Consider the following 12,703-nt stretch of genomic DNA (forward strand, 5'->3'; position numbering starts at 1 on the left):
GATGCAAAACAATGAAAATGATTAAAAATAAAATATTCTGCATGGATTTGCCATGTCCTTCTAAATTTCGATAATAAAATCGAAAGGGCCCTGCGTGCTCGCAGGGCCGGATGATTGGAACCGTTATAAACCGGGAAATGGACCGGCGGCGCTGATTGTTGCCGGCATGCCGGCAAAGTTGGCAAAATTTTTATGGAACATGGCGGCCAGCTTTAAGGCGGCTATTTCATAGGCCTTGGGGTCAGACCAAGTAGTTTGGGGTTGCAGGATGTCCGCCGGCACTCCCGGGCAGGTAAGCGGGACGGACAAATTAAAGACCGGGTGGGTGGTATAACAGACCTGGTCCAGAGCACCGGCCATGGCGGCCGATACCATTTGCCGCGTGTGCTGGATGGAGATTCGTTTCCCGATTCCATAGGGGCCTCCCTGCCAGCCGGTATTGATGAGAAACACCCTGGTTTTATGAGCGGCGATTTTGTCTTTTAATAAATTGGCGTAAACCACCGGGGAAAGAGGCAGGAACGGTGAGCCGAAGCAGGCGGAAAAAGTGGCTTGCGGTTCCGTCACGCCCCGTTCCGTACCGGCCAGTTTACTGGTATAACCGGAAAGAAAATAATACATGGCCTGGTCCGGAGAGAGTCTGACAACGGGCGGCAAGACGCCAAAGGCATCGGCAGTTAAAAAGAGAATCGTTTCCGGATGGCCGCCGGTGCCCGGATAGATACTGCCCGGTATGTAGCTGACCGGATAGGCGGCCCGGGTGTTTTCCGTAATTTCTTCACTGTTGAAGTCAAGAGACCGTTTTTGTTCGTCAAATACGACATTTTCCAGGACCGTGCCGAATTTTATTGCGTCCCAAATTTGGGGTTCATTTTTATAGGTCAGATGGATGCACTTGGCATAACAGCCACCCTCAAAATTAAATACACCGTTGTCATTCCAGCCGTGTTCGTCATCGCCGATGAGAAACCGTTCGGGATCGGCAGACAATGAAGTTTTGCCTGTGCCGGACAGCCCGAAGAATAGCGCGACATCGCCACGCGAACCTTGATTAGCCGAGCAGTGCATGGATAGCGTGCCTTGCCTCGGCAATAAATAATTCAGGATGGAAAATATAGACTTTTTCATTTCTCCCGCATAATAGGTACCACCGATTAGAATGAGTTTTTGTTCAAAATGCAGTATGACGAAGGCTTCCGAGTTTGTGCCGTCTTCGTCCGGCACAGCCTGAAACCCGGGAGCACAGAGAACTGTGAATCCGGCTTCTTCCGGTACCGGCCAACCTGTATCTTCGGGGCGAAGAAACAACTGTTGTACAAAAAGATTATGCCAGGCTAACTCGTTGATTATACGAACCGGCAGCGAGTGTTGGCGATCGGCGCCGGCAAAGCCGTTGAAGACAAAAAGTTCTTTGTCGCCCAAATAATCCAAGACTTTGTGATAAAGACGGCCGAATGCCTCTTCGGAGACGGACTGATTGTTTCCCCACCAGATTTCATCATGGACGGACGGGGTATCGACGATAAACTTGTCATTCGGGGAACGGCCGGTATATTTTCCGGTAGAAACTCTGAGTGCGCCGGATTCTGTCAGGTGTCCCTCGCCGTGCTGCAGGGAGAGCTCAACCAATCTGGGAATGGGGAGATTGATGTGAATAATGCCCGTGTGTTTTTGCCGGAGGTCATACCAAACTGATGTTGCCATTTTTTCACGTCCTTTACACTTTAAAGTAAAAGTTGATTAGTCTAAAAATTTAAATTTATCAGACTAAATATAATGATTATTTATATCATTATATGGGAATTGCCTGCCTGGATTTTATTTTTTTTTTTGACAAATTACTGTATATTGTATATTTATGGTTTTTCGTCCAGGCAGGATTTTTTTTCCGGGGCAATAACTTTATAAAATAAATCGGGTAATATTAGGAGGCCGGGTTATGGAAAAGACCTACCGAATGATTATCGACTCGTTGCGCCGGGAAATTGAAGCGGGGAAATACCGGTATGGACAAAAACTGCCCAGTGAAAAAGAATTATGCAGTCAGTTTAAGGCCAGCCGCTCTTCGGTACGGGAAGCCTTAAGCGCGCTGGAATACGTGGGAATGATCGATGCCCGGGGCGGGAGCGGCTACTATGTGACCGGCAATCCGGAGCTGCCGGGACAGGAAAGTGACAGTCCGTGCTTTAGCAAGATTATGTGTGTATTGGAAGCAAACTGGTCGGCTAAAACATTAAAAGAGCTATTGGAAAATGGAGTCGACGGAATTAGTCTTTGCCTCACCGGTGATTGTGAGGATTGGATGAGGCAGGTACGGATAATCCGACAGGCTGCACAGGATACCGCCGGAACGGGAGCGGCTGTTTACGCCGCCATTTTGTTAAAGGAAACGCCACATTTGCCGGAGATTGTTGAACGAGCCGTTACGATGAATATGGACGGTTTCATTCTAACCGGCGTACAGGATATGCGCGATATAATCACAGTCCGGCGTATTTTAGATGAGATGGACAGTAATATGCCGGTTTTATTGCGGTTGGACCCATTGGCAAATTATCCGGCAGACGGGTTGCGTATGGTGGACGGATTAGTAGTTGAGGGCTCGGGCCTTCTGGCATGTTATGAAACAGCGGTAAAGGTGATTAAAGAGTGCAACCGCAACGGCAAGACTTGTCTGGTAACCGCAACTGCAGGTACGAACGCTTCTTTAGGCAATGATGTCGTAGATAAAGCCATCGCCGCCCGGTGTGACGGGATCCTTCTGACCATGCTGGGTGCTGCCCGGCAGTTTCCCGGCGAAGCTGTCAGCCAGGTGCGAATGGGGGTACGTCAGGCAGAAGAGAAGTTACAGCAAGAGGGCGTGCGGCCGGAGGAAAAGCGGCTGGGAAGCCCATTAACCCATGCATTGTGTTTGGCAGCGGTACAAGCAGCCGGTGTGATGAAGGCCGGTGCCTTTGTCATACCCAGTGATACGGGCTTTACGCCAAGGTTATTATCGAAAGTTCGTTGTTTTGTGCCGATTATTGCCGTTTCGGCGCAACTGCAGGTGATTCGCCGTCTCAGAATGGTCTGGGGAGTCCGGCCGCTTTTATCGCGACGGGCCATTCGCCAGGAAGACCGTATCCAGTTGGCGGTTGATACCGCATTGCGGGCAAATTGTTTAAAAGAAGGAGACGCTGTAGTCGGTGTATCGGGAAGTGTTGACGTTCCGGGTACGGATAATGCTGTAAAATTGATTTTAGTTGGGGATATCGTCATCAAAGGAATCGGCATCGGTGACGGAATTATTTCCGGCAGGGTCAGTATTATAAAGAACCGGACGGACATTGCCAAATTCTGCAAAAATAAAATTCTGGTGATTCAGGCTACCGAAGCGGAACACATGCAACTCATTGAACAGGCAGCCGCTTTAATTGTTGAGGAAGGCGGACTTTCTTCGCATGCGGCAATTACTGGCCTTTCCCTGCAAAAGCCGGTAATTGCCGGAGCAGCCGATGCTACGGAATTGTTGTTCGAGAATGAACTAATAACGCTTGATATTACCCGCGGTATTGTTTATCGGGGCTTAATAAACTTTGGATAAAAGACAATCGTTTTTTACTTGCAAACGGATTGCTTTTTATGTTACAATGATTTCAATTTAATAAGCAAAAAGAATGATGATGAACGGGAAAAGTAAACATAGATGTTCAGCTACAGAGAGCCGGAGCTGGTGGAAGCCGGTGCTGACTATATGTCGAAGTTCTCCTGGGAGTTGCGGGCTGAAGTCCGGATTGGCCGGATGGTAGGCTGCGCCGGCTTCTTCCCCGTTAAGGAAGAAGGGTATCGGCTTCGGCCCGTACTCGTTGAGTGATTCGCAATTTGCGGATAAATAGGGTGGTAACGCGAGAAAACCTCTCGTCCTTAGTTAAGGACGGGAGGTTTAATTTTTGTTAGGAGGAAAGAGTATGGCAGTGTTAGAACCGGCTAATGAGCGGGTTGTAGGTTATCTTGGTCCCCGGGGCACTTACAGCGAAGAAGTAGCCCTCAAACTCTATCAACTGGAAACGGGACGGCTGTTTTTTATGCCCTATACTAGTATCGACGCCGTGATCCGGTCCGTGGAAAAAGGGGAAGTTTCCGAATGTATCGTGCCGGTAGAGAATTCTTTGGAAGGCTCGGTGAACGTTACGCTGGACGATCTGGCCCATGAAGTGGAACTGTTCATTACCCGGGAAATTGTGCTGAGTATCCGCAATAACCTTCTCGTCAAGCCGGGAACTCAAAAAATTGATGTGATTGTGTCTCATGCGCAGGCATTGGCTCAATGCCGGCATTATCTTACGACCCATTATCCGGACGCGGAGATAAAAATTATGGACAGCACCGCATCGGCAGCTTATCTCGTGGCGTCGGGAGCTAAAAATCATGCCGCCGTAGGCAGTGCCAGAGCGGGCCAGATTTATAATTTGGCCGTCCAGGCTGCCGATATCCAGGATAATCCGAATAATAGCACCCGGTTTATTGTATTGAAGAAAGATGCGGACGCAGACGTCTTCCCGGCGAATCGCAAAACTTCCATCGTCTGCCGGATTAACGGACAGCACCCGGGCAGCTTGTGCAACGTACTGCTCGAATTTGCACAGCGGCAGGTCAACCTGACTAAAATTGAATCGCGTCCGGCCCGGACCGGGCTTGGTGAATACGTTTTTTTCTTCGATATGCAAGGCAGCTTAAACGATGCCAATGTACGCGCCGCAGTCGATGCCGTAAAAAGCAAAAGCTTATGGTTCAAAAATTTGGGCTCTTATCCTTTATATGCTATATAACATATAAACTAGCGGAGAACGTACTGAATGCGTACATCGGGGTCTTCCGATAAATCCAGCACGGTTTGGTCGTTAAGCTGTACCATGGAACGGGATGGCTGCTCGGTATTCAAAAACACGACCCGTCCCTGCCGCTTATCGGTTAACACGACTTGATTGCCGGAAAGGCAATTGAGCATGTTATCGATAAATACCAGGCAGGCTTTCGGATCCAGCGTATGCAGACGGTCCCGCAGTTTTTCCAGGCTGGAATAGGGTGTAAAATGAGTGTCGGCGGGATCATGGTTTAAGGTTAAAGCTTCATCATATAAATCGGCTACGGCAACGATTTTAGCATAGGGATGGATTTTATCCGTTTTCAGTCCGTAGGGATAGCCGCTGCCGTCTTCCCGTTCGTGATGCTGTAAAATAGCATCTAAAATGCTGGGGGCGATTTGGGTCGACTGCCGGGCTAATTCATAGCCGTAGGCAACATGCTGCCGGTAATGTTCATAAGCCGGAGCGGCAAGTTTATGGGGTTGATGCAACAAATCGGCCGGCAGGCGGGCTTTGCCAACGTCATGCAATAATCCCGCCATGGAAACGGCATTCATAATATGCGGGGGAAGTTTAAGCCAGCGGGCAATCATCGACGCAATGATACTGACATTTACGCTGTGGAAATACGTGTAATCATCACAACGGGGAAGATTATACAACTGGTCGATAATATTGCCGCAGCCGGATGTTTTTTCGACTAAGCCGCCGGCCACGCATTCAAAAGAGGCGACTGGAATCTGGTCGGTTGTGCGAATATCGTCAAATGCTTTTTGAATAAATGTTACGGATTGGTTGTATTCGTTAATAAATTGCCGGATGTTCAGATCGGTAATTGGATTTACCGGAGTTTCGGCAGCAATGAAAACTTTGCTAATCTGCCAGGCCGTAAACTTTTCGATCGTGTGCCGGCTGACTATGCTGCCATTATTCGCAAGAACCTTGCCGTCGGCAGAACATACGTCGGCAGCCAGTTTCATACCGGGAACCAGGAGGGCAATATCCTGCTCAATCATTTCGGAGTCTTCCCGTTCTTTTATCTCCATACAGCACCTCGATTTATCAGCATATATCTTTTTTCGCCTGCCAAGAAACATTTTCCTGTTTATTTTAGCCTAATTTTACATTTTATACTGATAATTAAGAGGATTTTGGGTCATGATATGGAATAAAATTACTATGATTCTTTGCGAGGTGAAAAAATCATGACCAACTGTTCGGCAATTATGGCTATTCTGCAGGAAAATCGTACCGAAACAGCTGTAAAGGTTCAAGATGTATTAACAAAATATGGTTGTCACATTCGTATCCGGTTGGGGCTGCATGATTCCGGCGTGGATACGTGTACTAACAGCGGAATCATTTTATTGCAGCTCTGTGGCGATAACGTCCCGCTGCAGCAATTGGAAAAAGAATTACAGGTGATTCCCAATGTCAAAGTGAAGTATATGACCCTTGATTTTTAGCTGGAACACTGAATCGTTGTTCGTTTTTGTACGTTTTCTCTAAGCGCGGGTAACCGCGCTTGCTGTTATTTTCCTATTATATTGTTATTGTTGGATTGACAGGGCAGGAAAACAATTATATACTGTTGAGAAAAATAACAGATCCTGCTAAAGAAAATGGACGGACTGATCAAATTGTAAAGAGGGATACGCAGTGAAAACAAATGCAGCCCGGATTTTAGACGGGCTCAAGATTAAATATGAGTTACGGGAATATGTTGTGGATGAAGGCGACCTTAGCGCTGAGAATGTGGCGGACAAAGTTGGTTTTCCGGCGGAACAAGTATTTAAAACCTTAGTAGCGCGGGGGGACAAAACAGGAGTATTGATGGCTTGCGTTCCCGGATCTGCCGAATTGGACCTGAAGGCATTGGCGGTTGCTAGCGGCAATAAAAAAGTGGAAATGGTATCTTTAAAAGAAGTCCAGCCCCTGACCGGATATATTCGGGGCGGAGTGTCGCCACTGGGAGCCAAAAAACGTTATCCCGTATTTCTTGACGAGAGTGCTTCCCATTGGCCGTTCATATCCATTAGTGCGGGAATGCGGGGTCATCAGATTCTGGTGGCATCCGGCGAATTAGCCAGGGCCGTTGAAGCGAAAATATGCAAAGTAGCGCGATTTTTGGTAGTGGAGGAACTATGAATATCACGATTCATGAAAGTATTAAGGACAGTATTCCTTGTTGCCGTTTGGGATGCACATTGATCCAGGATGTTATCGTACGGGGAACGCCACCCCCTCTAACGCGTGAATTTATGGACTTACAGGCGGAAATGGCACAAATCTATAATTTAAAGGTATTGCCGACGATTCCCCGGATCGCTTCCGTACGTAATATGTATAAGAAGCTGGATGTCGATCCATCCCGCTACCGTCCGGCGTCGGAGGCGCTGGTGCGGCGGGTTTTGCAGGGAAAGGGCCTGTATTATGTAAATAGCGCCGTGGATGTAAATAATTATTGTTCAATCAAGTTCCTGCTTCCTTTTGGAATTTATGACGCCGGCCAGATTGCAGGGGACGTAACCTATTGTCTGGCGGAAAATGGAACATATATTAATATAGCCGGCAAGCAGGTTTCAACAGATCAGAAACCCTTTTTGACTGATTCTTTGGGATTTTTCGGCAATCCTACTTCCGATTCCCGGCGAACCGCTGTCACGTTATCCACCCGGAATCTTCTTTCCGTCATATTTGCTGATGAAGAAATCGGTGAACCGGGTTTAAACAATATTATGGAATTTTTCGGTGATATGATTGTTAAGTATAATGGCGGCCGTATTGTAGAAAAAAAAGTTGTCCATGCATGATGCCGCAATAAAGAGGTGTTTTATGTATATTAGTACGCGCGGCGGAAAGGACTCATTTTCCGCTTCCATGGTAATAAAAAAGGGAATTAGCGTCGATGGCGGCTTATTTGTTCCCAACAGGGTTCCGAGCTTCGGTTCAAATTTTGTGGCCCAATTAGTGCCTATGGATTATTGCCGCCGGGCGGTTGCTGTTTTGCAACCCTTTCTTGACGACTATTCGCCGGAAGAGATTCATGATTGTGTCCGGCAAGCCTATGGTAAGGCTAAATTTGACTGTGCCGCCGTCGCTCCTCTGGTGCCTGTTGGTGCCGACTATATGCTGGAACTTTGGCATGGACCGACCTGTGCGTTTAAGGATATGGCCCTGCAAATGCTGCCGCATCTGTTGACTCATGCCTTGCGAAAAAACGGTGAAACCAGGGAAACGGTCATATTAGTGGCCACTTCCGGCGATACGGGTAAAGCGGCATTGGAAGGATTCCGGGATGTTGACCGGACCCGCATTATTGTCTTTTATCCCGACGCCGGTGTGAGCGAGATGCAACGCCTGCAAATGGTCAGTCAGGAGGGAAATAATGTTGCCGTTATTGCCGTCCAGGGCAATTTTGATGATACGCAGACGGGCGTAAAAAATATATTTAATGACCCGCTTTTTAACCGGCAGCTTCAGCAGGATGGCTTTGAGCTGTCTTCCGCCAATTCCATCAATTGGGGCCGTTTGATGCCCCAAATCGTTTACTATTTCAGCGCTTATGCCGATATGGTTCGGGATGGACGGCTGGTAAACGGACAGGCTGTTAATTTTGTCGTTCCCACGGGAAACTTTGGTAATATTCTGGCCGGATATTATGCCAGGCTGATGGGACTGCCGGTTCAGCGGCTGATTTGCGCTTCCAACAGCAATAACGTATTGACCGACTTTTTACGGACCGGGATTTATGACCGGCAGCGTCCGTTTCACAAAACGATTTCCCCGTCCATGGATATTTTGATCTCCAGCAATGTGGAACGTTTTTTATATCACATGACCCGGGGTAACACGGAACAAGTCCGGCACTGGATGGAAGACTTGAAGACCGGCGGGTCGTACCGGGTGGATGAAACTACGCTGCGGCAGATACAGGAGGTATTCTGGGCCGACTGGGTCAGTGACAGGAGCGCCTTGCAATCCATTCAGGAAGTGTATGGCCGTTATGGCTATGTCATGGATCCCCACACAGCGGTAGCCTGGAAGGTGTGTGAAACGTACCGGCAGCAAACGGGAGATAAAACGCCGGCAGTCATTGTTTCTACCGCCAGTCCCTTTAAGTTTAATGCCAGCGTTTTACAGGCCGTAAACGGTGAGCAGTCCGTACAGGGCTTTTCGGAATTTGCCATGCTGGAGCAATTGTCGCAGTTAACGGGATGGCCGGTCCCGGCCGGGCTGGCCATATTGAAAAACAAGAAAATTTTGCACCGGACTATATGTGAAAAGCAGGAAATGCCGCACATTGTGCAGCAAGTTTTAAAAAGCTGACCGCGAGGCCAGCTTTTTGCTATATTTCGAATTTCCGAGAGCCGGATTTTGCCCCATAGATGATAGCCGTTAACGGCAGAAGAATCGCCTTATCAACGCTCCGCCGTTGCCACTTAACCTCCGCTTATGACAAGATGATCCTTCTGCCTGGATTAGCCGCTTAAAATGATTTTCAGACGGGTTTTCCGTGCTTCGAGCCCTGCGCCATGAGCCGAAAGACCGCATAGCGGTTTTTCTCACACCGCAGGTAGACTTTGCTGCAAGGTGAGCAGGGGAGCAAACAGGTCGCCATACTGCTGCAGCCGCTCAAGAACCTGCGGTGCCGTAAAGGTAAGACGGTCTTTGGCTTTAGTTTGCCAGGCGGATTCGATCTCTTGCCAGGTGAGGGGAGTAGAAACGGTTGGTTGCTCCCGGGCTCGCAAGGAATAAACGCAAACTGTTGTCTTGTGACTGTCATTCTGGCTCCAGTCGACAAAGACCTTGCCGGTTCGCAGATTTTTCCGCATGTTGGAAATGACGGCCAGAGGGTACCGGGTTTCCAGTAAGTGGGCCAGCGTGTTAGCGAAACGTTTGGTTTGGCTGTAACTGACCGGAGAATTTAAAGGGACATAGATTTGTAACCCCTTAGAACCGGATGTTTTCGGAAAACTTTGCAGATGATAGGATGTGAAAATATCCTGTAGCCAAAGGGCGACTTGACAGCAATCAAGAATGCCGGCCGGCGGGCCGGGGTCCAGATCGAAAACCAGGGTGGTAGGCACGGCAATGGCCGATGCGAGAGAAAGGGAGGTATGAAGTTCCAGGGCGGCCAGATTAACGGCCCAAACGAGGGACGGCAAATCTTCGACGAGACAGAAGTTAACATGACGGCGGTTTTTTTCACTCCAGACCGGGGCAGTGCGCAGCCAGGCAGGACGGTGGGCGGGGCATTCCTTTTGATAAAAAAAGGGGCTGGAGGCTCCCTGTGGATAGCGTTTCAAGGTAAGAGGCCGGTTATGGAGGTGAGGCAAAAGGTAAGGAGCAACCCGGATATAGTAATCGATTACCTGGGTTTTGGTGAAGCCGGCCGCAGGATAGTAGAGTTTGGTGAGGTTAGACAGTTGTAATGTAACTCCATTGACGGTCAGATTTGTTTTTTCAGGCACGGCTTTTTTTCCTCCTCGGTTTGGCCGCCGGCGTATCTTTAATCGCTGCCAAACTGGCTTCCAGGGCAGCCATCAGGTCGATTACTTTCCCTTTCTCTTGTGCGGCGGGTTGGGTTACCGTTTGTTCTCCCTCGGCTTTGCGTTCAATCATGGCCAGTACTTTTTCCCTGTACTCATCCTGGTATTTCGCAGGGGCAAAATCGCTTGCTAAGGATTCAATCAATTGCTCCGCCATTTTTAATTCCCGTTCCGGCGGTTCAACAGAGGCAGGCAGGTCATTCAGTTCTTCCCGGGCAACCACTTCGTCGGCAAAAAACATGGTAGCCAGGACAAGCAGATTTTCCGCCGGCCGGATTGCGGCAAGATACTGTTTACTGCGCAGGATAAAGCGGGCCAACGCTACCTTTTTTGTCTTTTGCATCGCCGAGAGCAGCAAAGTATATGCCTTACCTGCCCCTTTGTCCGGAATTAGATAATAGGAATGTTCAAAATAAACCGGATCAATTTGCTCCCACTGAACAAAATCCTCAATTTCAATGCCACGGGAAGCTTCCGGACTGAGTGCTTCCAATTCCTCATTGGTGACAACTACATATTGGTTGGAAGACAGCTCATATCCCTTTACAATTTCTTCTGCAGGCACTTCTTTGTCGTCCAGGGCGCAAACCCGCTTTAACCGGATCCGGCAGGCATCGCTCCGGCGAAGTTGATGAAAATGCAGCGTTTTTTTCTTGACGGCATTGAATAGTTTTACCGGTATATTAACCAGGCCGAAACTGATGGCACCGCTCCAGATAGGACGTGGCACATAAATTTCCCCCTTTAGGTTTCTTTAACAACAATTTGCGGATCCTTATCAAAGCGTAATCCTTTGAAGACGGGGTGGCGCAGGGTATGGGACGGTGTCCATTCGGTGAATTCAAATTCACCGATCAGGCGGGGTTCAACGAAGATTGTATCTTTCGGCAGCAACTGCGGCATTTGTGAAAACGGGGAAGAACAGCGTACCAGCGGCTGGAGCAGGTCGGCCAGTTGTTTTAGTGTTTGGCGGGAAAACCCGGTTCCTACCTTGCCGGCGTATAGCAACTGCGGCGTCGCGGCGGTCCGGTCGTAATAGCCGGTGATAAGGGCGCCGATTTGTCCCGAGCGGGCGCCCTGGCCGGGTGTCCAGCCGCAGATTAAGAGTTCCTGCCGCTTTTGATTCTTGATTTTTTGCCAGTCACCGGTGCGTTTTCCCGGTTGATAGGTACTTGCCAGGCGTTTGGCGATAATTCCTTCCAGGCCCAGTTGGCGGCTGGCTTGCCATACCTCTTGTCCGTGGCCGGCTTTGAAGGAAGGGGTTTGCCAGGACGGGCCGGAAAGGGACAGGTTCTCCAGGCGGGAGCGGCGTTCAGAATAAGGAAGATGCAGGATGGAAGAACCATTGATGAATAGCAGGTCAAAAATCATATAGGTAACGGGATATTGGTCTTTTCTCTGTTCAATCTGCTTGAGCGACGTAATTCCCATGCGGTTCTGCAGGCGGGAAAAGGAGGGTCGTCCGTCCGGGCCGATGCATACAATTTCTCCGTCCAGAATAACCGGGGCGGATGATACGCAGCCCGCTAAGGGTAAGAGTTCAGGATAATGGCTGGTAATATCCTTTAGATGGCGGCTGTGAATGGTTAACAGTGAGTTGTCGATGAGAATGAGAGCGCGCAATCCGTCCCATTTGATTTCATAGCCAAATTCGGCGTCATTATTGGGAAGCTGGGAAGATGGAGTTGCCAGCATGGGTTTCAATTGCGAAAATTTAAATGGCTTCATGAGAGTAGTATTTTTCCTGACGACAAAAATATTACAGCGATAAATAAAAAACAGACCGGAAATTCGGTCTGTTTGTATCGGAAATTAACTTTTTCCAATCATTTTTTCGCAGAGTATTAACTCCGCCCGAATCACTGCATTAAGTGATTCTTCTTTTTAGTAGCTTTTGTGAGCCTGGAAGCAGTCCCGGCAATAAACCGGTTTGCCGGCGGTAGGTTTGAAAGGAACTTGCGTGGTTACACCGCAATCGCTGCAAGTGGCTTCAAACATTTCCCGCGGTTGGCGGAATCCGCCGGAACGGCCATTATTTTGGGATTTACGGGCAGCGCGGCAGGAAGGGCAGCGTGAAGGCTCATTCTGGAAGCCTTTTTCTGCATAGAAAGCTTGTTCCGAAGCAGTAAAAGCAAAGTCTGCACCGCATTCCTTACAGGTAAGATTTTTGTCTTGGTAGGTCATGTCAACCAACCTCCTTAGTAAATTACTCCAACAATTGCGGGCGGTTGGTCAGTGACATGATCTATCAGCGAACCACGAGCAATTATTTTCGTTTCAGCTCATAATACCGTATTTTCCCGGCGT

Annotated in this window: 12 protein-coding genes and 1 other annotated feature; of the genes, 6 read left to right on the top strand and 6 right to left on the bottom strand. The window is 48.8% G+C overall.

Annotation, left to right across the window (positions count from 1 at the left end):
* Positions 1-123 precede the first annotated feature (123 nt).
* On the bottom strand, positions 124-1,704 hold the full coding sequence (gene pckA, locus LUCIF_RS19540; RefSeq protein WP_122629534.1) for a phosphoenolpyruvate carboxykinase (ATP): 1,581 nt from the start codon (positions 1,702-1,704) through the stop codon (positions 124-126).
* A gap of 235 nt (positions 1,705-1,939) precedes the next feature.
* Between pckA and LUCIF_RS19545 the strand changes: the two genes are divergently transcribed.
* Together LUCIF_RS19545 and pheA are read left to right on the top strand one after the other, a co-directional pair.
* Positions 1,940-3,583: a pyruvate kinase alpha/beta domain-containing protein gene (locus LUCIF_RS19545; RefSeq protein WP_122629535.1), complete on the top strand. Its 1,644-nt coding sequence runs from the start codon at positions 1,940-1,942 to the stop codon at positions 3,581-3,583.
* A gap of 70 nt (positions 3,584-3,653) precedes the next feature.
* Positions 3,654-3,908: a binding site (T-box leader), on the top strand.
* Between the two features lie 39 nt (positions 3,909-3,947).
* Positions 3,948-4,808: a prephenate dehydratase gene (gene pheA, locus LUCIF_RS19550; RefSeq protein WP_122629536.1), complete on the top strand. Its 861-nt coding sequence runs from the start codon at positions 3,948-3,950 to the stop codon at positions 4,806-4,808.
* An 8-nt stretch (positions 4,809-4,816) separates the two neighbouring features.
* On the opposite strand, the gene LUCIF_RS19555 is transcribed toward pheA, so the two are convergent.
* Positions 4,817-5,890, bottom strand: a complete 1,074-nt coding sequence (locus tag LUCIF_RS19555; RefSeq protein WP_165866078.1) for an HD-GYP domain-containing protein — start codon at positions 5,888-5,890, stop codon at positions 4,817-4,819.
* 159 nt (positions 5,891-6,049) lie between these two features.
* Between LUCIF_RS19555 and LUCIF_RS19560 the strand changes: the two genes are divergently transcribed.
* From LUCIF_RS19560 to thrC, 4 genes are all read left to right on the top strand, one after another.
* A complete protein-coding gene (locus LUCIF_RS19560) occupies positions 6,050-6,310 on the top strand; it encodes a CPF_0552 family protein (RefSeq protein ID WP_122629538.1) in 261 nt (86 codons plus the stop codon).
* 193 nt (positions 6,311-6,503) lie between these two features.
* Positions 6,504-6,992, top strand: coding sequence for a Cys-tRNA(Pro) deacylase (ybaK, locus tag LUCIF_RS19565; protein ID WP_122629539.1), 489 nt, complete (start codon positions 6,504-6,506; stop codon positions 6,990-6,992).
* Complete coding sequence (locus LUCIF_RS19570) at positions 6,989-7,657, top strand: B3/B4 domain-containing protein (protein WP_122629540.1); 669 nt, start codon at positions 6,989-6,991, stop codon at positions 7,655-7,657. Before ybaK ends, LUCIF_RS19570 begins: the two co-directional genes overlap by 4 nt.
* A 22-nt stretch (positions 7,658-7,679) precedes the next feature.
* Positions 7,680-9,173, top strand: a complete 1,494-nt coding sequence (gene thrC, locus LUCIF_RS19575) for a threonine synthase (protein ID WP_122629541.1) — start codon at positions 7,680-7,682, stop codon at positions 9,171-9,173.
* Between the two features lie 236 nt (positions 9,174-9,409).
* On the opposite strand, the gene ligD (LUCIF_RS19580) is transcribed toward thrC, so the two are convergent.
* The 4 genes from ligD (LUCIF_RS19580) to LUCIF_RS19595 form a co-directional block, all read right to left on the bottom strand.
* Complete coding sequence (ligD, locus tag LUCIF_RS19580; RefSeq protein WP_122629542.1) at positions 9,410-10,318, bottom strand: non-homologous end-joining DNA ligase; 909 nt, start codon at positions 10,316-10,318, stop codon at positions 9,410-9,412.
* Positions 10,311-11,126 (bottom strand): non-homologous end joining protein Ku, encoded by an 816-nt coding sequence (gene ku / locus LUCIF_RS19585; protein WP_122629543.1) that lies wholly within the window; start codon positions 11,124-11,126, stop codon positions 10,311-10,313. The genes ligD (LUCIF_RS19580) and ku overlap by 8 nt, the downstream gene beginning before the upstream one ends.
* Before the next feature lie 14 nt (positions 11,127-11,140).
* Entirely contained in the window at positions 11,141-12,124 is a 984-nt protein-coding gene (gene ligD, locus LUCIF_RS19590; RefSeq protein ID WP_122629544.1) for a non-homologous end-joining DNA ligase, read from the bottom strand.
* 156 nt (positions 12,125-12,280) lie between these two features.
* Positions 12,281-12,580: a zinc-ribbon domain containing protein gene (locus tag LUCIF_RS19595; protein WP_122629545.1), complete on the bottom strand. Its 300-nt coding sequence runs from the start codon at positions 12,578-12,580 to the stop codon at positions 12,281-12,283.
* Positions 12,581-12,703: the final 123 nt, after the last annotated feature.

It is taken from the genome of Allolucifera butyrica (assembly GCF_900476375.1).
Lineage (GTDB): Bacteria > Bacillota > Negativicutes > Sporomusales > UPPP01 > Lucifera > Lucifera butyrica.